We start from the raw sequence: 22,335 nt of genomic DNA on the forward strand, positions 1-22,335 counted from the left end.
ACTGCTGTGGGAGCAAGCGAGCTTTCCGCTCTGCTGTGGCAGGAACGCGAATTGCTGGACGTGCTCGAATTCCGCCTCGAGGCGGAGCAGGCGCTTCTCGCCGTGGGCAAGACCCGGTGGATCCAGCGCGCCAGCGATGAGATCGCCTCGATCACCGCACAGCTGCGCAAGCTCAACCTCGTGCGCGACGTCGAGGTGGCGCAGCTCGCCGACGAGTGGGGAATCGCCGCCGAGCTGCCGTCGCTGCGCCAGATCGTGGGAGCCGCGCCCGAGCTCGTCTGGCACGACATCTTCACCGCGCACCTCACTGCGCTGCTGACCTCCGTCGACCGCATCTCAACGCTGCGGGACGCCAACGACCATATGCTTCGCGCCGCGATCCGCTCCACCCAGGAGACCCTCATCGGTCCGGCCGAGGCCGCAGCCACCTACACGCCCCGAGGCACCACTGCGTCCGCCCAGCCGGACGCGCGCCTCATCGACAGGGATGCCTAGGGACCGTGTCCACCTTCGGCGGCCTCGACACTGCGTACACCGGCCTGACGGCAGCGCAGCAGGCGCTCGACGTCACCGGGCAGAACATCACCAACGCCGGCACCCAGGGCTACACCCGCCAGCGGCTCCAGGTCACCTCCGCACCCGCACCCGCACTCGTCGGCCCCGCCACACTCGGTTCGGCGCAGCCCGGCCAGGGCGTCATCGTCACGGGCGTCGAACGGCTGACAGACGAGCTCGTCAACGCCCGGGTCCGCTCGGCGACGGCGGCATCCGCCTCGGCGACAACCCAGTCGGCCACACTGACCACACTCGAGGACTCCTTCAACGAACCGAGCAACAACGGGCTCTCCGCCCAGTTCCAGAAGTTCTGGTCGTCGTGGCAGGACCTCTCGAACACGCCTTCGGACGCCTCGGCCGGGCAATCCGTCATCGCCACCGGGCAGGCGCTCGTGCAGCAGATCGCAACCGGCTACTCGAATGCCGCCGACCAGTGGTCGCAGCTGCGCGGTCAGGTCGACTCGTTCGCCGACCAGGTCAACATCGCCGCCGACCAGATTGCCAAGCTCAACTCGGTCATCCAGCAGACGATCGCCTCGGGCGGCTCTGCCAACGAGCTCAAAGACCAGCGCGACCTGCTCACCACTCAGGTGGCACAACTCGCCGGCGGCACCGTGACGCCGAACGCGGATGGCACCGTCAACGTACTGCTCGACGGCAACCTGCTCGTCGACTCGGTCACGGCGAACCACGTCCAGGCCATCGGAGCCAGCGACGTCAGCGGTGCATCGGGCAGCCCTGTGCAGCTGCAGTGGGCATCGAGCGGCCAGGTCATCGGCATCGACAGTGGCCAGATCGCCGGCGCGCTCGCGCTGCTCGCCCCCGCTAACGGCGCCGGAACAGGCGGGGCGCTCGCCGAGACGGCGGCGGGCTACAACAACCTCGCGAACCAGCTCGCCGGTCAGGTCAACGGCATCGTCACGACCGGTCAGACCAACACCGGCGCGCTGGCCGGTGCGTTCTTCGCCATCGATCCCACGCGGCCCGCCGCCGTCGGCCTCTCCGTCGCGATCACCTCGGGCACTCAGATCGGCACCGCCGCCGCCGGCGCGCTGAGCTACGACGGCAGCCTCGCCGACCGGGTGTCGCAGATCGGCGCCAGCGCCGCCTCGCCCGATGCGCAGTGGAGCCAGCTCGTCGCCAAGGTCGCCACCGCCTCGCAGAGCGCCTCGCGGCTCGAGACCCTCACCTCGTCGACGTTGACGAGCGCGACGGCGGTCCAGGCGTCGAACTCGTCGGTGTCCACCGACCAGGAGGGCATCGACATGGTCACCGAGCAGGCTGCCTACCAGGCGGCCGCCCGCGTCATGACGACCGTCGACCAACTCCTCGACACCCTCATCAACCACACCGGGGTGGTCGGCATCGCATGAGCATGCGCATCACGAACCAGACGATCTACGCGGCCCAGCAGTGGCGGGTGCAGTCGAGCCTGCAAGCACTCGCGAACGCGCAGCAGGCGGCCGCGAGCGGCAAGCGCATCACCCGCCCCTCGGATGACCCGGCTGGCACGTCGACGGCACTCGGTGTTCGGGCATCCATCGCTCAGAACGATCAATACTCGCGCAACATCACCGACGCGCAGTCCTGGACGACCACGACCGACAGCGCCTTGACCCAGACCGACACCCTGCTGCGCAAGGTGCGCGACCTCGTCGTGCAGGCCTCGAACGGCACCACGACCGCCGCCGCCAAGAGCGCGATCGCCGATCAGATCGACGCCATCAAGCAGCAGCTCCTGGTGCAGGCCAACGCCAAGGTCGGCGGACGCAACGCCTTCGCCGGCACCTCGTCGGCGAGCGGGGCGTACGACACGACCACCTATGCCTGGGCGGGCTCGTCGAGCGATTTGGTGCAGCGCCGGATCGGGCAGAACAATGTCGTCCAGGTCGACGTCAACGGGTCGAACGTGTTCGGCTCCGGTGCGTCCTCGGTGTTTGCCGATCTCGACGGCATCTCGACGACCCTGCGTGCGAACGGCAATCCGCAAGCCTCGCTCACCGCGATCGACACGCGGCTGCGCTCGGTGGAATCCGCCCAGGCGACCGTCGGTTCGGTCGAGAACGCGATTTCGGCGGCGAACAGCGTGCAGCAGTCGCGCGGCATCGCTCTCACCCAGCAGCAGAGCGATGTCGAGAACGTCGACACCGCGCAGGCGGCGATCAACCTCACGAACCAGAACAACGTCTACCAAGCCGCACTGCTCGTCTCGTCGAAGACGATGCAAACCAACCTCATGGACTTCCTGAAATGACGATCCCGACCGTGTCCGTGTACACCGAGCCCGTGCGCTTCCTCGCCGCGCCGATGGGTCTTGCCGAGTGCGACTTCAACCTCTTCCACGTCGAGAACGGCCTCTACGCGCTGCGCGCGGCGAACGACTCGGTGCGGCTCTTCATCGTGCACGGCTCGCTGCTGCCGAGCTATGCCCCGGTCATCGGTGACGAGGAGGCCGCGACACTGGGGTTGACGAGCGGTGAGGATGCCGAAGTCTACGTCGTGGTGAATCCGGCGGGCACCGAACCCGTCGTCAACCTCGTCGCGCCCATCGTCGTCAACCGCGTGACACGGGAGGCGCTGCAGGTCATCATCGACGACGACGCGCTCTCGGTGAGAGCGCCGCTCGGGGCGCTGCTCGCCGCGTAGCCGTTACTTGGGCGCCACCGGCCGGGATCTCCGCCTGCGCAAAGGCCGGATGTCCGCCTGACGGCAGGGTAATCTTGCGCCAAGACGCCCCGAGATCAGGAGGATCGCGATGCTGGTGCTCACCCGCAAGCTCGGCGAGAGCATCGTCATCGGCGATTCGATCACGATCACCGTCGTCGATATCAAGGGCGATGCGATCCGGCTCGGCATCGACGCCCCGCGCGAGGTGCGGGTCCAGCGCTCCGAGCTGCTCGAGGCGATCGCCGCCGAGACCGCGGCGGCCGCGCAGGCCGGCGAGACGGAGCAGGCGGCGCTGATCGACCTGCTCAAACCTGCACGGGACGCTTAGGCGATCGACCCGGCGGATCGATCGCCCATCTCGGCGAAGGGCGGCAGCCCAAGCGCCGCGGAGGACTCGAGAACCTGGCGCACCGTGAGAGCGCTCAGTCCTCGTCCTCGTCGTCGAGGAAGTTGTTGAGATCGTCGATGACCGCATCGAACGTCGCCGTCTGCTCGGCGGCGCGCTCGAACACGTGCGGATCGACCTCCTCGCCGTCGGTGAGGAGCTTGGCGATGGCCTCCTTGCGGGCGGCTTCGTCAGGCGAGGGAATGCTGGGCAAGTCGGATCACCCCGATCGTCTCGATGATGGTCGACGGCGATGCCGTCGCTTCGTTATAGGAAAGCACGGGCAATCCTCCCTGCTGTGCCGACACGAGGCGGCGCACCGCCGAGCGCAATTGCGGCGCACAGACGAGAACAGGCGACTGGCCCTCCGCGGCGGCCGCGGCGACGGTCTGCTTGACGGCATTGACGAGGCGCGAGTGCTGGCTGCCGTCGAGCAGAATCTGCGATCCGGCAGGGCCCTGGCGCAGACCCTCGAGCATGGTCTGCTCGAGCGACGGTTCGATCATGAGCACTCGGAGCGTGCCGTTCTCGAGGTACCGGGCGGCGATGGCCGGGCCGAGCGACTCGCGGGCGGCCTCGATGAGCGCCTCGGGGTCGGTCGAGATCTTCGCCGCGAGGGACAGCGCCTCGAACAGGCGCGGCAGATCGTTGATCGCGACCTGCTCGGCGAGCAGGCCCTGCAGCACCCGTTGCACCTCGGCGAGCGACAGCGGCGCCGGGATGAGCTCATCGACCGCGGCCGGGTTCGTCGCCTTCACCCCGTCGACGAGCACGCGCACGTCCTCGCGCGACAGCAGCTTCGCGGCGTTGTCGCTGATGATCGCCGAGAGGTGCGTGACGATGACGGAGACGCGGTCGATGACCGTCGCGCCCTGCATCTCGGCATTGTTGCGCAGTTCGGCGGGAATCCACTTGCCGGGCAGCCCGAAGACCGGTTCGACGACGGATTCCCCCGGCAGCGCATCGAGGAAGTCGCCGAGCGCGAGCAGCCGGCCCACCGGTGCCGTGCCCCGCGCGACCTCGACGCCGGCGAGGCGGATCGCGTAGGTCGAGTCGGGAAGGTCGACGCTGTCGCGCGTCCGCACCGGTGGGACGACGAATCCGAGGTCGAGCGCGACCTTGCGGCGCAGCGCCTTGATCCGGCCGAGGAGATCGTTCTGCGCGCCGTTGACAAGATCGACGAGGTCGTGCGAGAGCAGGATCTCGAGCACGTGCACGCGCATCTGCTCGAGGAGGTCCTCCGTCCTGCTCTCGCGTGGTCCGGTCGCGGCGATCGCGTCGCGTTCGGCGACCTTCTGCGCCTTCTTGGCGCCCGAGGCGATCCGACGGCTGACGACGATGAGGACGGTGCCGACCGCGGCGAAGGCGAGGAACGGCATCCCCGGGATGAGCCCGAGCAGGATCGCCGCGCCCCCCGCGATCATCAGCGCGATCTGCGACTGGCCGAGCTGCTTCGCCGCCGCGACGCCCATCTCGACCGAGGCGCTCGAGCGGGTCACGATCATGCCGGTCGACACCGCCATGAGGAGCGCCGGGATCTGCGCCGACAGGCCGTCGCCGATGGTGAGGAGCGTGTACTTGTTGAGGGCGGTGGTGAAGTCGAGGCCGTGCTGCAGCATCCCGATGACGAGACCGCCGATGATGTTGACGACGATGACGAGGATTCCGGCGATCGCGTCGCCCTTGACGAACTTCGATGCACCATCCATCGCGCCGTAGAAGTCGGCCTCGGCGGCGATCTCGGCGCGGCGCTCCTTCGCCTCGGCATCCGAGATGAGGCCGGCCGACAGGTCGGCGTCGATCGCCATCTGCTTGCCGGGCATCGCGTCGAGGGTGAAGCGCGCACCGACCTCGGCGACGCGCTCGGCGCCCTTGGTGACGACGATGAACTGGATGACGACGAGGATCGCGAACACGACCACGCCGATGACGACCGAACCACCCACCGCGACCTCGCCGAAGGTCTGGATGACCTGGCCGGCGAAGCCGTTCTCGAGGACGAGGCGGGTCGAGGCCACGCTGAGGCCGAGCCTCAGCAGGGTCGCCACGAGCAGCAGCGACGGAAAGACCGAGAAGTCCAGCGGTCGCTTGACGAACAGCGTCGTGAGCAGGATGAGCAGCACGAAGACCAGGTTGATGACGAGCAGCACGTCGAGGAGCCACGACGGCACCGGCAGCACGAGCAGCAGAACGATGCCGACAACGCCGAGCGGTACCCCGATCATCGAGAACTTCTTGTTCTTCATCATCGCGAGGCGCCTCCCGGGCGGTCGTGGACGCCGGAGAGGGCGCCGCGGCGTTTGAGCATCGCGACGAAGGTGAGGACCTGCGCGATGGCGGTGTAGAACTCGACGGTGATCTCGCCGCCGAGGGGGATCTGCGCGTGGAGTGCACGCGTGAGCGGGATGTCGCGGACCATCGGCACCTTGAGGCGGTCGGCCTCCTCGCGGATGCGCTGCGCGACGAACCCCTGACCCTTGGCCACGACGTACGGAGCCGATTTGCCCGGTTCGTACCGCAGCGCCACGGCGAAGTGGGTCGGGTTGATCATGACGACGCTGGCCTCACTGACGGCGAGGATCATGCGGTTCCGGGTGAGGGCGATGGCACGCGAGCGCCGCTGGCCGCGCAGCAGCGGGTCGCCGTCGTTCTGGCGGTGCTCCTGCTTCACCTCGTACTTCGTCATCATCGAGTGCTTGCGGTTGCGGCGCTGCGTGACGAAGACGTCGATGAGGGCGATCCCGACCCCGGCGGCGATCGCAACGATGAGCAGCCACATCACCGCGCCACTCGCCTGGTCGAGGAGCTGGCCGACGGAGTGCCCGCCGGACGACATCAGCGTCGGCAGGATCGACTGGATGATGAGGTAGAGCGCCACGGCGACGCCGCCGCTCTTGAGCAGCGACTTGAGAAGCTCCCACCAGGCCTGGCCGCTGAAGAACAGGCGCTTCGCACCGTTCACGACGTTGAAGCCGTCGAAGTGCGGCTTGAGTCGGCGGAATCGGATGCCGCCCTGCGCGGCGGCGGCCGTGAAGATCGCGCCGATCAGCGCGACGAAGATCGGAGTGAGCACCCCGAGCACCGAGCCGAGACCGTTCTCGAGCGCGATGAGCGCCTTCTGCGGGTCGGGGTCGGTCATGATCGAGCCCGCGGTGAAGAGTTGCGACACCGCGTTCGTCGACGCCGCCGTGATGACGACGGGCAGCAGCGCGCAGGCGAGACCGATGCCGAGCCAGCTCGAGAACTCCTGCGAACGGCCGAGCTTGCCGTCGCGGCGCAGTTCCTGCAGATGCTTCTGCGTCGCCTGCTCGGTGCGTTCCATGCTCACGGATGACCACCCCCGATGAGTGCGACGGCGGCGCCCGTCATCGATGCGATCGCCGCCGGGAGCGCCACGAACACGACGCCGCCGAGCGCGAGTGACAGCGTCATCTTGATCGGGTAGCTCATCGAGAAGGCGTTGAGGGCAGGAGCGACCTTGGTGAGGAGGCCCAGCCCGATGTCCGCCAGCACGAGCACGATGATGAGCGGCCCCGCGATCTGCACGGCAGCCACGAACATGCCGCTGAGTTCGGCCGCCACGTCGGCGGCGGTGATGGTGGCGGGGAATCCTGCGCCGACGGGGAGCGAGACGAAGGTGCGCGCGAGCCCTGCGAGCACGATCTGGTACGCGCCGGAGGAGAACATCAGCGCCACCGCCGCCATCTGGAAGAGCCGCGCGAAGGCCGCACCGTTGAGGGACAGCGTCGGGTCGAAAGCCTGCGAGATCTGGAATCCGCCGAAGAGGTCGATAAGAGAGCCGGCCGACTCGATCGCAGCGAAGACGAGGTAGACGAGGAAGCCGAGTGCCGCCCCGATCGTGAGTTGCTCGACGAGTGCGAGGTAGAAGGCGGCGTCGGTGAGACTCGGCAGGCTCTGCTCGACCGTGCCGGAGACCGCCACGCCGAGGCCGACCGAAAGGATCGCCTTGACCATGCCGGGGAAGGCGCGCGAGCTGAACGGCGGCGCGATGATGATGAACATCGCCATGCGCACGCTGGCGAGCAGTGTGCTCTCGAGCCACCGGGGGTCGATCGGGATGTTCATCGCTGCCGTCCTCAGCCGTTCAGGAGGGTCGGGATGCGGTCGAAGAGCTCCTGCGTGAACTGCACGAGCGACTGGATCATCCAGCCGCCGCACACCACCAGGGCGATGGCGACGCCGATGATCTTCGGCACGAACGAGAGGGTGACCTCCTGGATCTGCGTCACCGACTGGAAGAGCGCGATGGCGAAGCCGACCGCGAGCGCGGTGAGCACGATGGGGGCTGCGAGCTTCGCCGCCACGACGAGCGTCTGCACCCCGATGTCGAGGATCGCGGCGCTGTCCATCAGTGCAGCCCCGAATAGCTCTTGATGAGCGAGGTGATGATGAGGCCCCAGCCGTCGACGAGGACGAAGAGCAGCACCTTGAACGGCAGCGAGATCATCACGGGAGGCAGCATCATCATGCCGAGCGACTGCAGACCCGCGCCGACGACGATGTCGATGATGAGGAACGGGATGAAGATGACGAAGCCGATGATGAACGCACTGCGCAGCTCGGAGAGCATGAAGGCCGGGATGAGCGCCGACATCGGTGTCGCGTCGGGGCTGGCCGGGTTGGCGCGGTTCGCGACGCGGGTGATGAGGGCGATGTCGTCCTGACGCGTGAGAGGCAGCATCCAGTGCTTCAGCGGTGTCTCGGCGAGCGCGACCGCCTGGGTGAAGTCGATGTGGCCGTTCAGGTACGGCTGCACCGCTGCGGTGTTGATGTCGGTGAGGACCGGCCACATGATGAAGAACGTCAGGAAGACCGAGAGCCCTGCGATGACCTGGTTGGGCGGGATGTTGTTGAGCCCGAGCGCATTGCGTGTCATCGACAGCACGACGAAGACCTTGGTGAACGATGTCATCATGAGAAGCAGTGCGGGTGCCACCGACAGCAGCGTGATGCCGAGCAGAGTGAGGACGCCGGCGCCGGGACCGCCGTTCAAGCCGTTGATGCTGATGTTCACTTATTGATCAGGTCCTTGACCTCGGACAGCAGAGCCGACCGGAACGAGACGCGCTCCGCCGGATGCCAGGTGGGTTTGCCGACCTTGGGGAAGGTCGCCGGCCTGGCCTTCGGCGAGGGGGGCGTGTTCGGGGCAACCATATGCTCGGGCTGGGATTCGGGCGACGCGCCGTGTCTCGAGGCGGAATCCGTGCGCGTCGCGCCGTAACTCAGCCCGACGGCACCGCGCAACGCCTCGAGCGGAGCGGCCTTCTGGGCTTCGTGCAGCGCGGCCGAGAACTGGGGAGCCGGCGGTTCGACAGGGGCCTCAGTGTCGTGGAGCACGGTGACGCCGTGCTCGGTGACACCGAGCACGAGATGCCTGCCCAGGGCCTCGACCACGACGACCGACGCCTTTCCGGCGACGCTCGCGCGCCCGAGCACCTGGACGGCGGCGGTCTTGCGGGGATTCTTCACCGAGCGCTTGCGGACGCGCCGACTGATGAACCAGATGGCGCCGAACACGACGCCGAGCGAGACCACCACCCGCAGCAGAACGGTGACGTCCATGGCTAGGCCGCCGCATCCGCGACGTCGAGGATGCTCGTGATGCGCACCGCGTAATCCTGGTCGACGACGACGACCTCGCCGTGGGCGATGAGGCGGCCGTTGAGCAGGATGTCCGCCGGCGAGCCCGCCGAGCGGTCGAGCTCGACGATCGCGCCGGGCTCGAGCCCGAGCACATCGCGCACCGCCATGCGGGTGCGCCCGATCTGGACGGTGAGCGCCATCTCGACTCCGTTGATGCGGCCGAGCCGGTCGGCGAGGTCCTCGTCGCTGGCCGGGCGGCCGGCCACCGCGCGGTGGCGCACGGCGAAGAGCGCCTGCACGCCGTCGCTCGCGTGACGCAGCTCGACAATGATCGTGTCGGGATCGGCGAACAGCGCGGTGGCGTCGTCGAGGTGCAATCCTGACAGCACGCCGTCGCCGAAGCGGCCCACCGCGTCGGTGAGGGAGGTCTGCACGACGTCCTCGAGGGCGAGGTCGGCCACGCCGTCGCCGCCGGCGTCGGTCGGGACGACGCCCGGCTTCACCGCGAGAGCGACGTCGTAGGAGCGGCCGCCGACGAAGGTCGCGACGACGGCTGCGCGCAGCCAGGCGCCCTCACTCGGCGCGGTGCCGCCGGCGTCGCGCAGGCGCACGGTGAGGCTCTGGCTGGTCGGAAGGGCGTCGGCGAGCACGCCGGCCGCCGCGACCGCGGCATCCGTTGAGGCGGTGAGGTTGGCGTTCATCGGGCGGACTCCTCGGTGTCGACGATGACGCAGGCGACGCGGGAACCGGTCGATCCGACCGAGGCGCGGGCAATGGGCTGCCCTTCGACTGCGACATGCAGGGGTTTGTGGCTGGGATGGGGAAGTCGGATGATGTCGCCGACCGCCAGGTGGATGACACTCCGCGCGGTGACGATGCGGGGGCTGAGCTGCAGGCCGACCTCGACCGGCACGCTCGCGATCTGGGCGCGCACGAGCTCGAGGGCGTCGCCCCGGGCTGCGGCGACGGCCGCACCGGTGATGCCGGGCAGCACCGCGTCGGCGGGAAGTGCGACGCTCGCGGCGGCGATGCGCTCGGCGACGGCGACGGTGAACTCGGCGACGACCATGAGGTCGGCCGGCCCGTTCGCCTGGGCGAACTGCGAGTTGTGCTGGATGCTCTCGAAACCGATGTCGCCCTTGAGCTGTGCGCCGAAGGAGTACTTGAGGTCGTCGACCGTGTCCTCCATGAGGCGACGCATGATGGCCTGCTCGATGATCGTGAAGGGGCGCTCCTGGGGAATCCAGTCGTCCTCGAACTCGAGCGGGTCGTTTGCGCCGCCGAGCATGCGGGCGATCCACCCGAGCCCGCTGCGGGCCGGAAACTGGATGACCGCCTTGCCGCCGGACGGCGAGGCATCCACCCCGAAAAGCGCGAGCGCCGTCTGCGCGGGCAGCGTGGCCGAGTACTCGTCGTAGGTCTGCACGCTCACCGAGTCGAACGAGACCACCGCCCGGGTGCGGGTCTTCGTCGTCAGCTGCGTGCCCCACTGCCGGGTGAAGGTCTCGAACGCCAACTCGAGGCCGCGCGCCTGCGCGCGGGCGAGCGTCGTCGTCCGGCTGAAATCGTAGATCTCATAGTCGGCGAGGCCGAGCTCCTCGATCATGGTCATCACTGGGCTCCTTTCGCCTTGAGCAGCGCGGGGATCAGCGCGCGCACGTCCTCGGGGGCGCTCGAGAGCACGACAACGTCGACACGGCGGTTCTTTGCCAGCGCGTCCACGGTGCTGCCGGATGCCGCGGGCCGGGCATCCCCGTATCCGGTGGCGCCGACGCGCTGGCCCGCAATGTGGCCCTGCTCGACGAGCTCGCGCAGCACCGCGACAGCGCGGTCGGCCGAGAGCTCCCAGTTCGTCGGGAACGGCGGGTGCGCGGGCGTCCTATCGGCGTGGCCCTCGATGGAGATGCCGTTCGAGACACCGCGCAACGGGCCGGATGCCGCGGTGAGCACACGGGCCGCGACATCGGTGAGCTGCGTCGAATTCGACGCGAAATACGTCGAGCTCGAGAGGTGGACGGTGAGACCGCGCACGTCGATGTCGTAGGTGACGTCGTTCTGCAGGCCGATCCTCGCCTCCGCGGCGTTGATGGCCTTCTTGAGCTTCTCGAGGCGGTTGAGCTCAGCCAGGGCCTGCACGGTGAGTGTCGGCTCGCCGGGCTTCGCGGTCGCGGGGTTGTCTAGGGTGCCGGGGTCGACCTTCTGGCTGGTGACGACGCCGAAACCCGAGGCGAGGGAGTCCTTGAGCTTCTGGAACTTGCCCGCGTCCACGCTCGACATCGCGAAGAGCACGATGAACATGCACATGAGCACTGTCACCATGTCCATGTACGAGGCCATCCAGCGCTCGTCGACGTGGTGCTCGGCACTGGCATGGCCGCGCGGTTTGCGATGCTTGCGGGAGCTCATGCTGCCTTCGCCAGGTCCTTGTCCTTGGGTTTCGGCTGGTTCGGGATCATCGCCTGGAGGCGCTCGCTGAGCAGGCGCGGTCCGGCGCCGGCCTGGACGGCGAGCACCGCCTCGAGGATCATCTGGCGACGCTGCGTCTCGAGCTCGGTCACGCGCGAGAGCCGGTCGCCGATGGGCAGCCAGATGAAGTTCGCAGACAGCAGGCCCCAAAGGGTCGCGACGAACGCCGAGGCGATCATCGGGCCGAGGTGGCCGGGGTCCGACAGGTTCGCCAGCACGTGGGTGAGCGAGATGACCGTGCCGATGATGCCGATGGTCGGGGCATAGCCGCCCGCCATCTTGAACCACCGCGCGGAGGCCTTGCCGACCCGGTCCTTCGTCGCGATCTCGTCGTCGAGCAGCGTGCGCAATTCCTCCTCGCCGACGCCGTCGGCGACGTTCTGGAGCGCGTTCTTGAGGAACGGGTCCTTGGCCTCGGCGGCATCGCTCTCGAGCGAGAGCAATCCCTCGCGGCGCGCCTTCTCGGCGATGCCGACGAGCTGGTCTATGACGGCCGTCGGCTTCTCGACCTTGCCCCGGAACGCCGTGGAGATCGACTTCATCGCGACGAGGAAGTCGCTCAGCGTCCCGGACCCGAACGACACCGCGATCGTCGCGCCGAGCACCATGATCATCGGCGCGGGCAGGATGATCGAGGTGACGCTCGACCCTTCGAGGGTGAGCATGGCGACGACGGAGCCGAAGGCTCCGATGAGACCGACGAGGAGTGCGATGTCCATGCGCTCGGGCTACTCGGTGACCACGCGGGTGCGTTCGAGCGTCTCGGCGGCCGCGACGGCGAGCAGTTCGTCGTCGCGGCGCTTCGCCGCACGGGCGAGCACGTCGGCGCGGGCGTCGTGGATCCGCTCGACGACCTCGTCCATCGGCTCGAGCACGATGATGCTCGACCCGTCGACGAGGTAGATCGTCGTGTCGGGGTTCTCGCTCATCCGTTCGATGAGGTCGGGATTCATCGAAACGGCTTGGCCGCCGAGACGGGTGATGGTGATCATGGCTAGCTCCGCTTGAGGTCGACGAGCTCCTGCAGAACGGAGTCGCTCGTGGTGATGACGCGTGCGTTGGCCTGGAAGCCGCGCTGCGCGACGATGAGGTTGGTGAACTCCTGCGAGAGGTCGACGTTCGACGCCTCGAGGTAGCCCGCGGAGATCGTGCCGAAGCCCGGGGCGCCCGCCGTGCCGACGGCGAGTGTGCCCGAATTGGCGCTCACACCCCACTTGGAGTCGCCCTGCTTCTCCAATCCCGAAGGATTGGAGAAGTTCGCGATGGCGATCTGGGCGATGGCCTGGGTGACCCCGTTGCTGAAGGTTCCGGTGATGGTGCCGTCGGTGCCGATCGTGTACGAGTTCAGCGTGCCCGCCGCGTGGCCGTTCTGGCTGTCGAGGGCGAGCGTCGAGATGCCGGCGTAGCCGCTGAGCTTCGAGAAGTCGTAGCTGATGCCGTTGCTCGTCGTCGTGGTCGGCACCGAGGTGAGGGCGCCTGCAGTGAACTGCAGGTCGGGGAAGACCGTGGGGGTGCCGTCGGACACCGACCAGCTGCCGCCGCCCAGCGGGGTGAAGGTGAGTGTCGCGGTGGATGCCGTACCGTCCGGGGCGTAGACCGGCACCTGACGGACGAGCGGGGTCGTGCCGTCCGAGGGAAGATTGCCGACGAAGCCGGCCGACGTCGTCGCCTGTGCCGCCGCCGTCGCGGCCGCGGGCAGGGTCACCGCGCCGAGCGGGCCGCCGGTGTTGACGGTGCCTGCCGCGTTCGCCGTCCAGCCCTGCACGACCGAGCCGTCGGGCGTGACGAGCTGCCCCGAGGAGTCGAAGGTGAAGTCGCCGGCGCGGGTGTACGACTGCTGGCCGCCGGCTGCGATGACGAAGTAGCCGTCGCCGTTGAGCATGAGGTCGGTGGCCTTGCCGGTCGCCTCGGAGGTGCCCTGCGTGAGGTTCGTCGAAACGCCCGCGACCTTGACACCGAGGCCGACCGCGGCGGGGTTGGTGCCGCCCTGGCCGGTGGTCTGATTGGGTGCGGTGGCGCCCTGCGTGAGCTGCGAGAGGGTGTCTTGGAATTCGACGGCCGACGACTTGAAGCCCACGGTGTTGACGTTGGCGATGTTGTTGCCGGTGACGTCGAGCATCGTCTGGTGGGCTTGCAGGCCCGAGATGCCGGAGTAGAGCGAGCGGAGCATCGGATTCCTTTCGAAGGGTGTTACGCGATGGGGGCGGTGCTCGCGGTCGCGGCCGCGGCGACGCCCGAGATGGAGTCGAGAGGAACGCTCGTGCCGCCGATGGTGACGGTCGGCGTGGTGCCCGCGAAGCTCACGGCGGTGGCTGTGCCGGCGACGGTCGCACCGGTGGAGTCGGTGTAGCTCACCCGCTGGCCGACGAGCGCGGCCGCCGAGGTCTTCATCTGCAGGTCGTAGCCGCTCGACGAGGTGCCGGCGAGCGTCGTGAGCTCCTGCATCATCGAGAGCTGGGTCGTCTGCGAGATCATCTGGTTGGTGTCCATCGGCGACGAGGGGTCCTGATTCTTCAGCTGCGTGACGAGCAGCTTGAGGAACATCTGCGAGTCCATCGTGTTGCTGGGTGCGCTCGTCGTCGCCGCGGCGTTGTGGAGGCCGGTGCCGGCCGCGGCGGGTGCGGCGGCCGTGGTGGAGGCCACGCTCGAGATATCGGTCATGCGATCACGTCCAATCCGGTGGATTCCCCGGCCGCGGCCGACGAGGCGAGCACAGCCGTGGTGGTCGATGGGGTGGTCGGCGCGGCCGGGACGACCGCGGAGTACAGGCTCCGGCCGCTCTCGCCGCGCTGTCCGCCTTGCTGGGCCTGGCCGGCGAGATCGCTGAAGGACGTGCTCGCGCCAAGGCTGAGATCGGCGGAGATGCCGGAGCCGGCGAGGTCGCGGCGCAGGTCGCCGAGCATTCCGTTCAGCGCGTCGCGGGCGGAATCGGTGGGAGCGGCGAGCCCGATGCTGAGCTGGCCGCCGGCCAGGTGGGCGTTCACCGTCACCGGCCCGAGCTGCTCGGGGACGATCTTGACGATGACACTGTGGTTGCCGTTGCCCTGTTGAACGAGCGTGATGATCTGCGAGGTGAGCTGCTGCGGAACCGTCTGAGTCGTCGTGGCGGGGATGGTCACCACGTTCGGCGCAGCCGGGGTCACCGCTGGGGTCGCTGGTGTCGCACCGAGGGCGCTGAGCATGCCGGCGAGGTCGCTGATGGTCGATGCCGCCGTCCCCGTCGAACCCGCGGCACCCGCTGCGGACCCGGCGCCGAGGATCTGTGAGAGCACGTCCGTGCTCGCCGAGCCCGCGAGGCCCGACGAAGAGCCGCCCCCCAGCAGACCGCTCAGCGCGCTCTGCTGGGCGGAGAGCGCGAAGGCCTGTGCCAGGGTCGAGGTCGAAATCGCGCCGGAACTCAGCGCCTGCTGGATGCTGGCGGCGAGGTTGGCGGCGCCGGCGGCCGAGACGGCCGACGACGTCGGGCTCGCCGACGTCGTCGAGCCGGTGAGGCTCTGGGCGAGCGAGCCGAACTGCGCGAGCTGGGCGGCGGGCAATCCGCTCGAGGCGAGCAGCGCGCTGAGGTCGGTGGCGGAGGAATCCGTCGTCGACGCGGTCGTGACCCGACGGATGGTCTGGATCCGGCTGGGATCGAGCCATTCGGCGCGTTCGACGACGTTCTCGCCGGGCCGGGGCGCCTCTATGACCTTGCCGTTGCCGGCATAGATCTGGATGTGCTGGTTGCCGTTCTCGACGATGAGGTCGCCGGGCTGCGCCTGGGCGAGCGAGGGCACCGCCGTGCCGAGGCCGGACTGCGCGCTGACGAGGTGCCCGGTCTGCATGCCGAGCCGGCCGAGGACGGTCTTGACGAGGCCCGAGCAGTCCATGCCGCTCGTCGAATCGCCCCCGAAGACGTACGGGGTGCCGAGGTACTGCTGGGCCGCCGCGACGATGTCGTCGCCGGTCACCCCCTGCGGAAGGGTGGCGCCCGCGGCGCCCGTCATGGTCGACCCCGTCGATCCGGCCGAGACGGAGGCGAGGGTGTCGCTGAAGCGGCTGCCGTCGGCCGAGCCCGTCGACGTCGCTGTGGACGGCATGCCCGAATGCTCGGCGACGCGGGCCAGGACCTGGTCGGAGCGCGAAGTCGCATCGACGATGGTCACGGCACACCCCCCACTCAAGAGGAATCGGGCGGGCCTGGTCCGTGGCCGGGATGATGAGCTGATCCGTGCTCGTCACCCGTGGCTATCGGACGGACGGGGACCCGCGTTAGGTGCGCTATGCAACACCACGGCGAGCGCGGGCGATGGTGATCTCGTCGAGGGCGTTCTGCTCCGCGGATGCCTCGTGGCGGGCCGCCTCGTCGCGCCAGCGCGATTCGAGCTTGCCGAGGGTGCGATTGCGCACCTCGGCATCCCGGTAGTCCGCCTGGGCGCGCGCCGCCGCGCTGTCGTCGTCGGTGAGTTTCTGGCGCAGCTCGTCGAGCATGCTCGCCGTCGCCTGCCGCGTTGCGGCGATCGCCCTGAGGTTTTCGACGTCCATCGCCTCATCGCTGTACTGCGCGAGGTGGCGGTAGGTGCGACTCACCGCCGCCTCGGTCTCGCGGGCGCGGAGGTTGGCGCCGGCGAGACCGGCCGCCGCCTGATCGCTTTCGAGCTTGCGCAGCCGCAGCAGATTGGACAGGCGGAATTCGGCCATTACGGTCTCCCGATCTCGGTGGTGAGTGCGACGAGCCTGCTCCAGGCCTCGTCCGCGGCGGTGTGCTCGTCGGAGTCCTGCCTGAGGAAGTCCTCGATCGCGCCGAGGTGCGCGATCGCCCGGTCGACCAGCGGGTTCGCCCCGGCCTGGTAGGCGCCGACGTCGATGAGGTCCTTCGCCGCCTGGTGCGCAGCGAGCACCGCGCGCAGCTCCGACGCCGCGCGCTGGTGCTCCTTGTCGTTGACCTTGGCGGCGAGACGGCTTATCGAGGCGAGCGTGTCGACGGCGGGGTAGTGGCCCGCGATGGCGAGCTCGCGACGCAGCACGACGTGACCGTCGAGCATCGAGCGGGCGGCGTCGGCGATGGGCTCGTTGTGGTCGTCGCCATCGACGAGCACCGTGTAGATGCCGGTGACCGTGCCGGATGCCCCGGTGCCGGCGCGCTCGAGCAGCTGCGCCAGCGTCGAGAACGTCGACGGCGGGTAGCCGCGGGTGGCCGGCGGCTCGCCGGCTGACAGCCCGATCTCGCGCTGCGCCATGGCCACGCGAGTCAGGGAGTCCATCATGAGGATGACGTCGCGTCCGGCATCCCGGAACGACTCGGAGATACGGGTGGCGACGAACGCCGCGCGGCGGCGCATGAGCGCGGGCTCGTCGGCCGTCGCCACGACGACGACCGATCGAGCCAGGCCGGCAGGCCCCAGGTCATCCTCGATGAACTCGCGCACCTCGCGACCGCGCTCGCCGACGAGGGCGATGACGGTGATGTCGGCGTCGGTGCCACGGGTGATCATCGACAGCAGCGACGACTTGCCGACGCCCGAGCCCGCGAAGAGGCCCATGCGCTGGCCGCGCGCGAAGGTGGTGAGGGTGTCGAGCACGCGAACGCCGGTCTGCAGCGGCTCCGAGATCCGGATGCGCTCCATCGCGTTCGGGCTCGGGGCGTACATGCCGACCCGGGTGTCGGCGTCGAGCGGCCCCCGGCCGTCGATGGGGCGTCCCATGCCGTCGATGACGCGGCCGAGCAGCCCCGTGCCGATGGGGACGAAGGCGGGGTGCGGCAGGCGTCGCACCTGCGTCCCGACGCCGACGCCGACGAGCGTTGTGAGCGGCATGAGGCGGGCGGATTCCCCGCTCACCGCGACGACCTCGGCGAGCGCGCCGTCGCGCGGGCCTGCCGGGTCGTCGCCGATCTGCACGATGTCGCCGATGACGAGCAGCAGCCCACGCACGTCGAGGGCGAGCCCGACGATGCTCGAGACGCGTCCGACGCGCTGGGTGCGGGCGGCGAGCACCGCCCCCTCGAGAGTCGGGATGGGCTGCAGCGTCATGGGGTGCCGCCCTCGCGGTGGTGGAGTCCCTTGAGACCGCCGACCCCGTCGAGCAGGGCTCCTCGCGCCCGGGCGAGCGCGGCGGTGACACGCAGGTCGATGAAGCCCTCGGCGAGTTCGGCGACGACGTCGCCGCGCCCGAGTGAGGCGTCGGCGACGACGACGTAGGCCCGGATGTCCCGCAGTTCGGCCTCGACGAGCGCCGCGTCGCCGGGGGGGACACGGAGACGGGTGACGATGTCGGAGGCGTCGATCTGGGCGAGGACGCGAGTCGTGATGGAGCGCGCCGAGTCGGCGGCATCCCGCAGCTCGTGCCCGACGACGGCTTCGGCGAGCTCGATGGCCGCGAGGGCGAGGGCGTCCTGGGCCTCGGCGAGGACCGGGGTGGTACGGGCGTCGACGGCGACGATGACCCGCTCGAGGGTGCTGATGCGCTGCTGCAACCGTGCGTCGAGCGCCGCCGACTGCTCCCGGTACTGCGCGTCGAGCGCCTCGCGTCGGTGGGCGAGCTCGGCTTCGGCGGCCCTGGCACCCTCGGCGTACCCGGCGGTGTAGCCGCTCACTCGGGCGGCGGCCTCGGCACGGGCGTGGGCTTCGCTGCCGAGTCGGGTGTAGGCGATTCGCTCGAAGGTCTGCGCGTCGGTCACGGCACCTCTTCATCGGTCGTCGCCGGTCCGTGGCGCCAGATGAGCGGGTCCATGCTCACCGTGGCCTATCGGTGCGCCAGCACGCCCCGGTTAGCCGCGCGCCGCGCCCGGTGACGTCGAAGCGTGCCGCTGCCCGCGATTCCGGCCCGCGCCGCTGGACGGCCGGAGGCGAAGGCCCGGCTCGAAGCGCGCCTGGTGCGCAGGCTCGTGCGGCAGTGCACTCCGATCAGTCGACGAACTGGTCCTCGTCGGCACTGCGGTACACCGTGATGCCGCCCGCCGCCTCGAGTTCGCGGATGGCGCGCACGACCGTCGCCCGCGCCTCGTCCACCTGTGAGGCGCGCACCGGCCCGAGCGCGGCGAGCTCCTCGTCGAGCACCTCGCGATTGTGCTCGGAGAGGTTGTTGCGGATGGTGTTGACGACGGCTTCGGAGGCGCCCTTCATGGCGATCGCGAGCACGTTGGTGTCGGTGCCGCGCAGCACTTGCTGCACGTCGCGCGGATCGAACTTCACGATGTCGGCGAAGGTCAGCATGCGGGCGCGCACCTCCTCGGCGAGCTGCGGGTCCTTGGTCTCGAGACCGGTGAGCACGGAGCGCTCGGTCTTGACGTCGGTGCGATTGATGATGTCGACGACGGATTGCACGCCGCCGAGCGTGTCGGCGACCTGGTGCAGTTTGAGTACGGCGTGTGCCCGCTGCTTCAGCGCCGACGCGACGAGCGCGACCGCCTCGGGCGTTGCCGCGGTCATCACGGCGATGCGGCGGGCGATCTCGGTGCGGGTCTCGTCGTCGAGGCCCATGAGCACCTTCGACGCGAGCGTCGGGTTGAGGTGGGCGAGCACCAGCGCCGAGGTCTGCGGCAGCTCAGCGTCGAGCAGTGCGACGATCTGGCCGGGGTCGACGTCGCCGAGGAACTCGAAGTCCTTGCCGGCGAGCGAGTTGGCGACGCGGCCGAGCAGGCCCTGGGCGCCCTCGGCGCCGAACGCGGCGTAGAGCAGCGCGTTCGCGACGTCCTCGCCGCCGCGGGCGCTGACCTTGCCCGAGATCGCCATCGTGTGGAACTCCTCGACGGCGGATTGCGCGGTGTCGGCATCCACCCGGCGCAGTCGGATGATCTCGGCGGCGATCTCCTCCGCTTCGGCGTCGCTGAACTGCTTCAAGACCTCCGCCGCGCTCTCCGGCGGGAGGTTCATGAGCACCACGGCGGCTTTCTGGGTGCCGTTGAGGGCGGTGGCCGTGCTCATCGCGCGCGCACCTCCTGGTCCATGAGTCCGCGCAGGAGGGCGGCCGCGCGGCCCGGATCGTCGGCGGCGAGCGCGGCGATGTCGCGCTTCTTGGCCTCGTAGCCGTCGAGGTTGTCTCCGTCGAGCGAGGCGAGCGCGTCGCGCTCGGAGGCGGTGAGCGCAGGGTGCTCGTCCACCGTCGCGACCTGCTGGTATTCGAGTCCGGCGGCCTCCTCTACGGTCCGACGGCGGCGCATCGCGAGTCCGAACACCACGATCGCGACGACGCCGAGCAGGACCGCACCCGACACGATCGCCGTCTGGAGCAGCTGCGCCTGCTGGTTCATGGTCTGGATGCTCTGCTGCTGCGAGAGCGCCTGCTGAGCAGCGTTTGCCGCCGTTGTCGCGAATGGCTGGGCCCCGACGGTGACGACGTCGCCGCGGGCGGCGTTGTAGCCGACGGCGGATTGCACGAGCCGGGTCAGCGTCGCGAGGTTGACGCCCGCCGCCGTCGCGGCCGCCTGGTTGATCGCCACCGAGACCGTCTGCCGCTGGAGCTGGCCCGCGGGGGTCGAGGTCTGGGTCTGGGTGTGGTCGAGCGCGTTGGTGCGGCTGTCGTTGGAGTTGACGTAGTTGCCGGTGCCCGTCGTACCGTTCGGCACGGCGATGTTGTCGGGGCCGAGCACCCCGGCGCTCGTCGCGCCGGCGCCGGTGCCGGTGTACTTCTGGACCGTCGTGGACTGGGTCGCCGCCGGGGTGCCGCTCGGTACGGCGTAGGCGTCGCTGGTCTGGGTCTGCGTCTGGTTGCTCATCGTGCCCTGCACGACGACCGTCGCGTTGCCGGCGCCGACGATCTGGTCGAGCATGGCCTGCACGCTCGCCTGGGTCGAGTGGTCGTAGGAGGTCTGGGCCTTGTCGACAGTGAGGGCGCTCTGGTCGGTGCCGGAGGCGGAGAGCACGTTGCCGGCGGCATCCACCACGGTCACATCGCTCGCCTTCATCCCGGTGATCGACGCGCTGACGAGGTGGGTGATGGCCTGCACCTGGTCGCTGCCGAGGCTCGCCCCGTTGACGGTCGAGACGAAGACGGATGCCGTCGGGTCCTGCTGCTGCGAGACGAACACCGTCTGCGTCGGGATGGCGAGCTTCACCGCCGCGCTCCCGACACCGCTCATCGCGTCGATGGTATTGGCGAGCTCGCCCTCCATCGCCTGCTTGTAGGTGACGTCCTGCTGGAACTGGGAAGTCGTCACGCCGAGCTTGTTGAGGAGCGTGTAGCCGCCGTTCGACGAGGCGGGGAGGTTGTTCGCCGCGGCCTTGAGCCGCTCGCTGTACACCGCCGACTGGGGCACCATGATCGTCTGGCCGCCGTCGGCGAGCTGGTAGCTCACCCCGTCGGACTGGAGCTGGCTGACGATCGCCGAGGCATCGGACGCCGCGAGCCCGCTGAAGAGCGGGGCATAGGTCGGCCGACCGAGCCACGAGCCGAGGGCGATGCCGCCGATGACCACGGCGGCGATGCCGATGAGCGCGATGGTGCGCTGCGCGGAGGTGAATCCCTTGACGTAGTCGCTGAAGCGGGTGAGAGCGCTGCGGAGAAAGGGGGGCATCGGGTCAGGCCTGCATGTTCATGATCTGGTTGAACGCGTCGACGCCCTTGTTCCGCACCGCGCTGGCGAGTTCCATCGTCACCTGAGCGCGGGTCGCGGCGATGGTCGCGTCGGCGATGTCGTTGAGGTTGCCGGTGACGGCCTGAACGGCAAGGGTGTTGGCGTTCGATTGGAGGGCCTGGAGGCTGTCGACGGACCCGGTGAGAGAGGTCGCGAAGCTCGTTCCGCTGGTGGGCTGGGCGGCGGCGGTCGCCGTCGCCTGCTGCACGGCGGCGAGCGCGCTCGCCGCGGCGCTGCCGGAAACCGGGCTGACGAAGCTCATTACTGCGCCCTGATCTCGAGGGCGGCCTGGTAGGCGGTCTGGGCGCGGTCGACGACCGCGGCGTTCGCCTGATAGCCGCGCTGGGCCATGATGAGTTCGCCCATCTGCTCGCCGAGATCGATGTCGGGCATGCGCACGTAGCCGTTCTTGTCGGCCTCGGGGCTGTCGGGCGAGTAGACGACGCGGCCGGTGGCCGAGCCGTAGGCGGCACCGGTGACGTAGACGCCGCTCGTTCCGGGTCCGGCCTGGACGGCGACGTAGCGCGCCTGGAAAGCGGGTCCGCTGGTGGGCTCGGCGGTGTTGATGTTGGCGAGGTTGTCTGAGATGGCGTCGAGCCATTTGCGGTGGACAGTGAGTCCGGTCGATGCGATTCCGATGGCGTCAGACATGGGTCATCCCCTCTTAGGAAGATTTCAGCGCGGCGCTGATGGACTGGAACTGCTGGCTCATCGCCTGCGTCGCGAACTGGTAGCGCAGCCCGGTCTCGACGTTGCTGAGGGTCTCCTCGTCGAGGTTGACGTTGTTGCCGTTGAGCCGGGTCGGCTCGAGGGATTGCTGCGTCTGCGCGGTGACGTTGCCGTTGCCGCCGACGACCGAGGCGGCAAGAGCATCCTCGAAGGTGACGCGCTGGGCGTGGTAGTTCGGCGTGTTGATGTTCGCGACATTGTTCGCGATGGCCTGCTGGCGCAAGGAGAGGCCGTCGATGGCGCTCTGCAGCGCGGCCTGGGTGACGGAGTCGATCACGGCGCACCTCACGATGGTCGGGAGGGCCGATCCGTGGCCGGGATGCGGGGCAGTCCGTGCCCGTCGCAGTTGGCTATCGGGGGCGCACCCCCGCCTGGTAAG

Annotated in this window: 28 protein-coding genes; 5 read left to right on the top strand and 23 right to left on the bottom strand. The window is 69.3% G+C overall.

Annotation, left to right across the window (positions count from 1 at the left end; all coding sequences use genetic code 11):
• Positions 1 to 6 precede the first annotated feature (6 nt).
• The 5 genes from flgN (at position 7) to csrA (ending at position 3,550) form a co-directional block, all read left to right on the top strand.
• Complete coding sequence (flgN, locus tag M7D61_RS07740; RefSeq protein ID WP_298229191.1) at positions 7 to 495, top strand: flagellar protein FlgN; 489 nt, start codon at positions 7 to 9, stop codon at positions 493 to 495.
• A 5-nt stretch (positions 496 to 500) separates the two neighbouring features.
• On the top strand, positions 501 to 1,928 hold the full coding sequence (gene flgK / locus M7D61_RS07745; RefSeq protein ID WP_298229193.1) for a flagellar hook-associated protein FlgK: 1,428 nt from the start codon (positions 501 to 503) through the stop codon (positions 1,926 to 1,928).
• Entirely contained in the window at positions 1,925 to 2,809 is an 885-nt protein-coding gene (gene flgL / locus M7D61_RS07750; protein ID WP_298229195.1) for a flagellar hook-associated protein FlgL, read from the top strand. The genes flgK and flgL overlap by 4 nt, the downstream gene beginning before the upstream one ends.
• The gene (locus tag M7D61_RS07755) at positions 2,806 to 3,201 is read left to right on the top strand and encodes a flagellar assembly protein FliW (RefSeq protein WP_298229197.1); all 396 of its coding nucleotides are present in this window, start codon (positions 2,806 to 2,808) and stop codon (positions 3,199 to 3,201) included. The genes flgL and M7D61_RS07755 overlap by 4 nt, the downstream gene beginning before the upstream one ends.
• Before the next feature lie 109 nt (positions 3,202 to 3,310).
• The gene (gene csrA / locus M7D61_RS07760; RefSeq protein ID WP_298229199.1) at positions 3,311 to 3,550 is read left to right on the top strand and encodes a carbon storage regulator CsrA; all 240 of its coding nucleotides are present in this window, start codon (positions 3,311 to 3,313) and stop codon (positions 3,548 to 3,550) included.
• A 94-nt stretch (positions 3,551 to 3,644) separates the two neighbouring features.
• Here csrA and M7D61_RS07765 read toward each other — a convergent pair whose 3' ends face one another.
• The 23 genes from M7D61_RS07765 to M7D61_RS07875 form a co-directional block, all read right to left on the bottom strand.
• On the bottom strand, positions 3,645 to 3,821 hold the full coding sequence (locus M7D61_RS07765) for a hypothetical protein (RefSeq protein WP_298229201.1): 177 nt from the start codon (positions 3,819 to 3,821) through the stop codon (positions 3,645 to 3,647).
• Complete coding sequence (locus M7D61_RS07770) at positions 3,799 to 5,853, bottom strand: flagellar biosynthesis protein FlhA (protein WP_298229262.1); 2,055 nt, start codon at positions 5,851 to 5,853, stop codon at positions 3,799 to 3,801. The genes M7D61_RS07765 and M7D61_RS07770 overlap by 23 nt, the downstream gene beginning before the upstream one ends.
• Entirely contained in the window at positions 5,853 to 6,929 is a 1,077-nt protein-coding gene (locus tag M7D61_RS07775) for an EscU/YscU/HrcU family type III secretion system export apparatus switch protein (protein ID WP_298229264.1), read from the bottom strand. Before M7D61_RS07775 ends, M7D61_RS07770 begins: the two co-directional genes overlap by 1 nt.
• Before the next feature lie 2 nt (positions 6,930 to 6,931).
• Entirely contained in the window at positions 6,932 to 7,693 is a 762-nt protein-coding gene (locus M7D61_RS07780; RefSeq protein WP_298229203.1) for a flagellar biosynthetic protein FliR, read from the bottom strand.
• A gap of 11 nt (positions 7,694 to 7,704) precedes the next feature.
• Positions 7,705 to 7,977 carry a flagellar biosynthesis protein FliQ gene (gene fliQ, locus M7D61_RS07785; protein ID WP_298229205.1) on the bottom strand — a complete coding sequence of 91 codons (273 nt, stop codon included), beginning with the start codon at positions 7,975 to 7,977 and terminating at the stop codon, positions 7,705 to 7,707.
• Positions 7,977 to 8,642, bottom strand: a complete 666-nt coding sequence (gene fliP / locus M7D61_RS07790; protein WP_298229207.1) for a flagellar type III secretion system pore protein FliP — start codon at positions 8,640 to 8,642, stop codon at positions 7,977 to 7,979. The genes fliQ and fliP overlap by 1 nt, the downstream gene beginning before the upstream one ends.
• Positions 8,639 to 9,190, bottom strand: a complete 552-nt coding sequence (locus M7D61_RS07795; RefSeq protein WP_298229209.1) for a flagellar biosynthetic protein FliO — start codon at positions 9,188 to 9,190, stop codon at positions 8,639 to 8,641. The genes fliP and M7D61_RS07795 overlap by 4 nt, the downstream gene beginning before the upstream one ends.
• A gap of 2 nt (positions 9,191 to 9,192) precedes the next feature.
• Positions 9,193 to 9,912: a flagellar motor switch protein FliN gene (gene fliN / locus M7D61_RS07800; RefSeq protein WP_298229211.1), complete on the bottom strand. Its 720-nt coding sequence runs from the start codon at positions 9,910 to 9,912 to the stop codon at positions 9,193 to 9,195.
• Complete coding sequence (locus tag M7D61_RS07805; protein ID WP_298229213.1) at positions 9,909 to 10,823, bottom strand: flagellar motor switch protein FliM; 915 nt, start codon at positions 10,821 to 10,823, stop codon at positions 9,909 to 9,911. Before M7D61_RS07805 ends, fliN begins: the two co-directional genes overlap by 4 nt.
• Positions 10,823 to 11,617: a flagellar motor protein MotB gene (locus tag M7D61_RS07810; RefSeq protein WP_298229215.1), complete on the bottom strand. Its 795-nt coding sequence runs from the start codon at positions 11,615 to 11,617 to the stop codon at positions 10,823 to 10,825. The genes M7D61_RS07805 and M7D61_RS07810 overlap by 1 nt, the downstream gene beginning before the upstream one ends.
• The gene (locus M7D61_RS07815; RefSeq protein WP_298229217.1) at positions 11,614 to 12,396 is read right to left on the bottom strand and encodes a MotA/TolQ/ExbB proton channel family protein; all 783 of its coding nucleotides are present in this window, start codon (positions 12,394 to 12,396) and stop codon (positions 11,614 to 11,616) included. The genes M7D61_RS07810 and M7D61_RS07815 overlap by 4 nt, the downstream gene beginning before the upstream one ends.
• 9 nt (positions 12,397 to 12,405) lie before the next feature.
• On the bottom strand, positions 12,406 to 12,669 hold the full coding sequence (locus tag M7D61_RS07820; protein ID WP_298229219.1) for a flagellar FlbD family protein: 264 nt from the start codon (positions 12,667 to 12,669) through the stop codon (positions 12,406 to 12,408).
• A 2-nt stretch (positions 12,670 to 12,671) separates the two neighbouring features.
• Entirely contained in the window at positions 12,672 to 13,847 is a 1,176-nt protein-coding gene (locus tag M7D61_RS07825) for a flagellar hook protein FlgE (protein WP_298229221.1), read from the bottom strand.
• Positions 13,848 to 13,867: 20 nt separating this feature from the next.
• Positions 13,868 to 14,338, bottom strand: coding sequence for a flagellar hook capping FlgD N-terminal domain-containing protein (locus M7D61_RS07830; RefSeq protein ID WP_298229223.1), 471 nt, complete (start codon positions 14,336 to 14,338; stop codon positions 13,868 to 13,870).
• Positions 14,335 to 15,819: an NlpC/P60 family protein gene (locus M7D61_RS07835; RefSeq protein ID WP_298229225.1), complete on the bottom strand. Its 1,485-nt coding sequence runs from the start codon at positions 15,817 to 15,819 to the stop codon at positions 14,335 to 14,337. Before M7D61_RS07835 ends, M7D61_RS07830 begins: the two co-directional genes overlap by 4 nt.
• A gap of 115 nt (positions 15,820 to 15,934) precedes the next feature.
• On the bottom strand, positions 15,935 to 16,354 hold the full coding sequence (locus tag M7D61_RS07840) for a flagellar FliJ family protein (RefSeq protein WP_298229228.1): 420 nt from the start codon (positions 16,352 to 16,354) through the stop codon (positions 15,935 to 15,937).
• On the bottom strand, positions 16,354 to 17,685 hold the full coding sequence (locus tag M7D61_RS07845; RefSeq protein ID WP_298229230.1) for a FliI/YscN family ATPase: 1,332 nt from the start codon (positions 17,683 to 17,685) through the stop codon (positions 16,354 to 16,356). Before M7D61_RS07845 ends, M7D61_RS07840 begins: the two co-directional genes overlap by 1 nt.
• Positions 17,682 to 18,332 carry a FliH/SctL family protein gene (locus tag M7D61_RS07850; RefSeq protein ID WP_298229231.1) on the bottom strand — a complete coding sequence of 217 codons (651 nt, stop codon included), beginning with the start codon at positions 18,330 to 18,332 and terminating at the stop codon, positions 17,682 to 17,684. The genes M7D61_RS07845 and M7D61_RS07850 overlap by 4 nt, the downstream gene beginning before the upstream one ends.
• Before the next feature lie 226 nt (positions 18,333 to 18,558).
• Positions 18,559 to 19,578, bottom strand: a complete 1,020-nt coding sequence (gene fliG / locus M7D61_RS07855; protein ID WP_298229233.1) for a flagellar motor switch protein FliG — start codon at positions 19,576 to 19,578, stop codon at positions 18,559 to 18,561.
• Entirely contained in the window at positions 19,575 to 21,167 is a 1,593-nt protein-coding gene (fliF, locus tag M7D61_RS07860; protein ID WP_298229235.1) for a flagellar basal-body MS-ring/collar protein FliF, read from the bottom strand. Before fliF ends, fliG begins: the two co-directional genes overlap by 4 nt.
• 4 nt (positions 21,168 to 21,171) lie before the next feature.
• On the bottom strand, positions 21,172 to 21,489 hold the full coding sequence (fliE, locus tag M7D61_RS07865) for a flagellar hook-basal body complex protein FliE (RefSeq protein ID WP_298229237.1): 318 nt from the start codon (positions 21,487 to 21,489) through the stop codon (positions 21,172 to 21,174).
• Entirely contained in the window at positions 21,489 to 21,878 is a 390-nt protein-coding gene (locus tag M7D61_RS07870) for a flagellar basal body rod C-terminal domain-containing protein (RefSeq protein WP_298229239.1), read from the bottom strand. Before M7D61_RS07870 ends, fliE begins: the two co-directional genes overlap by 1 nt.
• A 13-nt stretch (positions 21,879 to 21,891) precedes the next feature.
• Complete coding sequence (locus M7D61_RS07875; protein WP_298229242.1) at positions 21,892 to 22,233, bottom strand: flagellar basal body protein; 342 nt, start codon at positions 22,231 to 22,233, stop codon at positions 21,892 to 21,894.
• Positions 22,234 to 22,335: the final 102 nt, after the last annotated feature.

Source organism: Gryllotalpicola sp., assembly GCF_027352875.1.
Lineage (GTDB): Bacteria > Actinomycetota > Actinomycetes > Actinomycetales > Microbacteriaceae > Gryllotalpicola.

Excerpts from the sequence above, each read along its gene's own strand:
- flgL (WP_298229195.1), top strand. The coding sequence starts at position 1,925 with ATGAGCATGCGCATCACGAACCAGACGATCTACGCGGCCCAGCAGTGG.
- M7D61_RS07755 (WP_298229197.1), top strand. The coding sequence starts at position 2,806 with ATGACGATCCCGACCGTGTCCGTGTACACCGAGCCCGTGCGCTTCCTC.
- csrA (WP_298229199.1), top strand. The coding sequence starts at position 3,311 with ATGCTGGTGCTCACCCGCAAGCTCGGCGAGAGCATCGTCATCGGCGAT.
- M7D61_RS07770 (WP_298229262.1), bottom strand. The coding sequence starts at position 5,853 with ATGAAGAACAAGAAGTTCTCGATGATCGGGGTACCGCTCGGCGTTGTC.
- M7D61_RS07775 (WP_298229264.1), bottom strand. The coding sequence starts at position 6,929 with ATGGAACGCACCGAGCAGGCGACGCAGAAGCATCTGCAGGAACTGCGC.
- M7D61_RS07780 (WP_298229203.1), bottom strand. The coding sequence starts at position 7,693 with ATGAACATCCCGATCGACCCCCGGTGGCTCGAGAGCACACTGCTCGCC.
- fliQ (WP_298229205.1), bottom strand. The coding sequence starts at position 7,977 with ATGGACAGCGCCGCGATCCTCGACATCGGGGTGCAGACGCTCGTCGTG.
- M7D61_RS07795 (WP_298229209.1), bottom strand. The coding sequence starts at position 9,190 with ATGGACGTCACCGTTCTGCTGCGGGTGGTGGTCTCGCTCGGCGTCGTG.
- fliN (WP_298229211.1), bottom strand. The coding sequence starts at position 9,912 with ATGAACGCCAACCTCACCGCCTCAACGGATGCCGCGGTCGCGGCGGCC.
- M7D61_RS07805 (WP_298229213.1), bottom strand. The coding sequence starts at position 10,823 with ATGACCATGATCGAGGAGCTCGGCCTCGCCGACTATGAGATCTACGAT.
- M7D61_RS07810 (WP_298229215.1), bottom strand. The coding sequence starts at position 11,617 with ATGAGCTCCCGCAAGCATCGCAAACCGCGCGGCCATGCCAGTGCCGAG.
- M7D61_RS07815 (WP_298229217.1), bottom strand. The coding sequence starts at position 12,396 with ATGGACATCGCACTCCTCGTCGGTCTCATCGGAGCCTTCGGCTCCGTC.
- M7D61_RS07820 (WP_298229219.1), bottom strand. The coding sequence starts at position 12,669 with ATGATCACCATCACCCGTCTCGGCGGCCAAGCCGTTTCGATGAATCCC.
- M7D61_RS07825 (WP_298229221.1), bottom strand. The coding sequence starts at position 13,847 with ATGCTCCGCTCGCTCTACTCCGGCATCTCGGGCCTGCAAGCCCACCAG.
- M7D61_RS07830 (WP_298229223.1), bottom strand. The coding sequence starts at position 14,338 with ATGACCGATATCTCGAGCGTGGCCTCCACCACGGCCGCCGCACCCGCC.
- M7D61_RS07840 (WP_298229228.1), bottom strand. The coding sequence starts at position 16,354 with ATGGCCGAATTCCGCCTGTCCAATCTGCTGCGGCTGCGCAAGCTCGAA.
- M7D61_RS07845 (WP_298229230.1), bottom strand. The coding sequence starts at position 17,685 with ATGACGCTGCAGCCCATCCCGACTCTCGAGGGGGCGGTGCTCGCCGCC.
- fliG (WP_298229233.1), bottom strand. The coding sequence starts at position 19,578 with ATGAGCACGGCCACCGCCCTCAACGGCACCCAGAAAGCCGCCGTGGTG.
- fliF (WP_298229235.1), bottom strand. The coding sequence starts at position 21,167 with ATGCCCCCCTTTCTCCGCAGCGCTCTCACCCGCTTCAGCGACTACGTC.
- fliE (WP_298229237.1), bottom strand. The coding sequence starts at position 21,489 with ATGAGCTTCGTCAGCCCGGTTTCCGGCAGCGCCGCGGCGAGCGCGCTC.
- M7D61_RS07870 (WP_298229239.1), bottom strand. The coding sequence starts at position 21,878 with ATGTCTGACGCCATCGGAATCGCATCGACCGGACTCACTGTCCACCGC.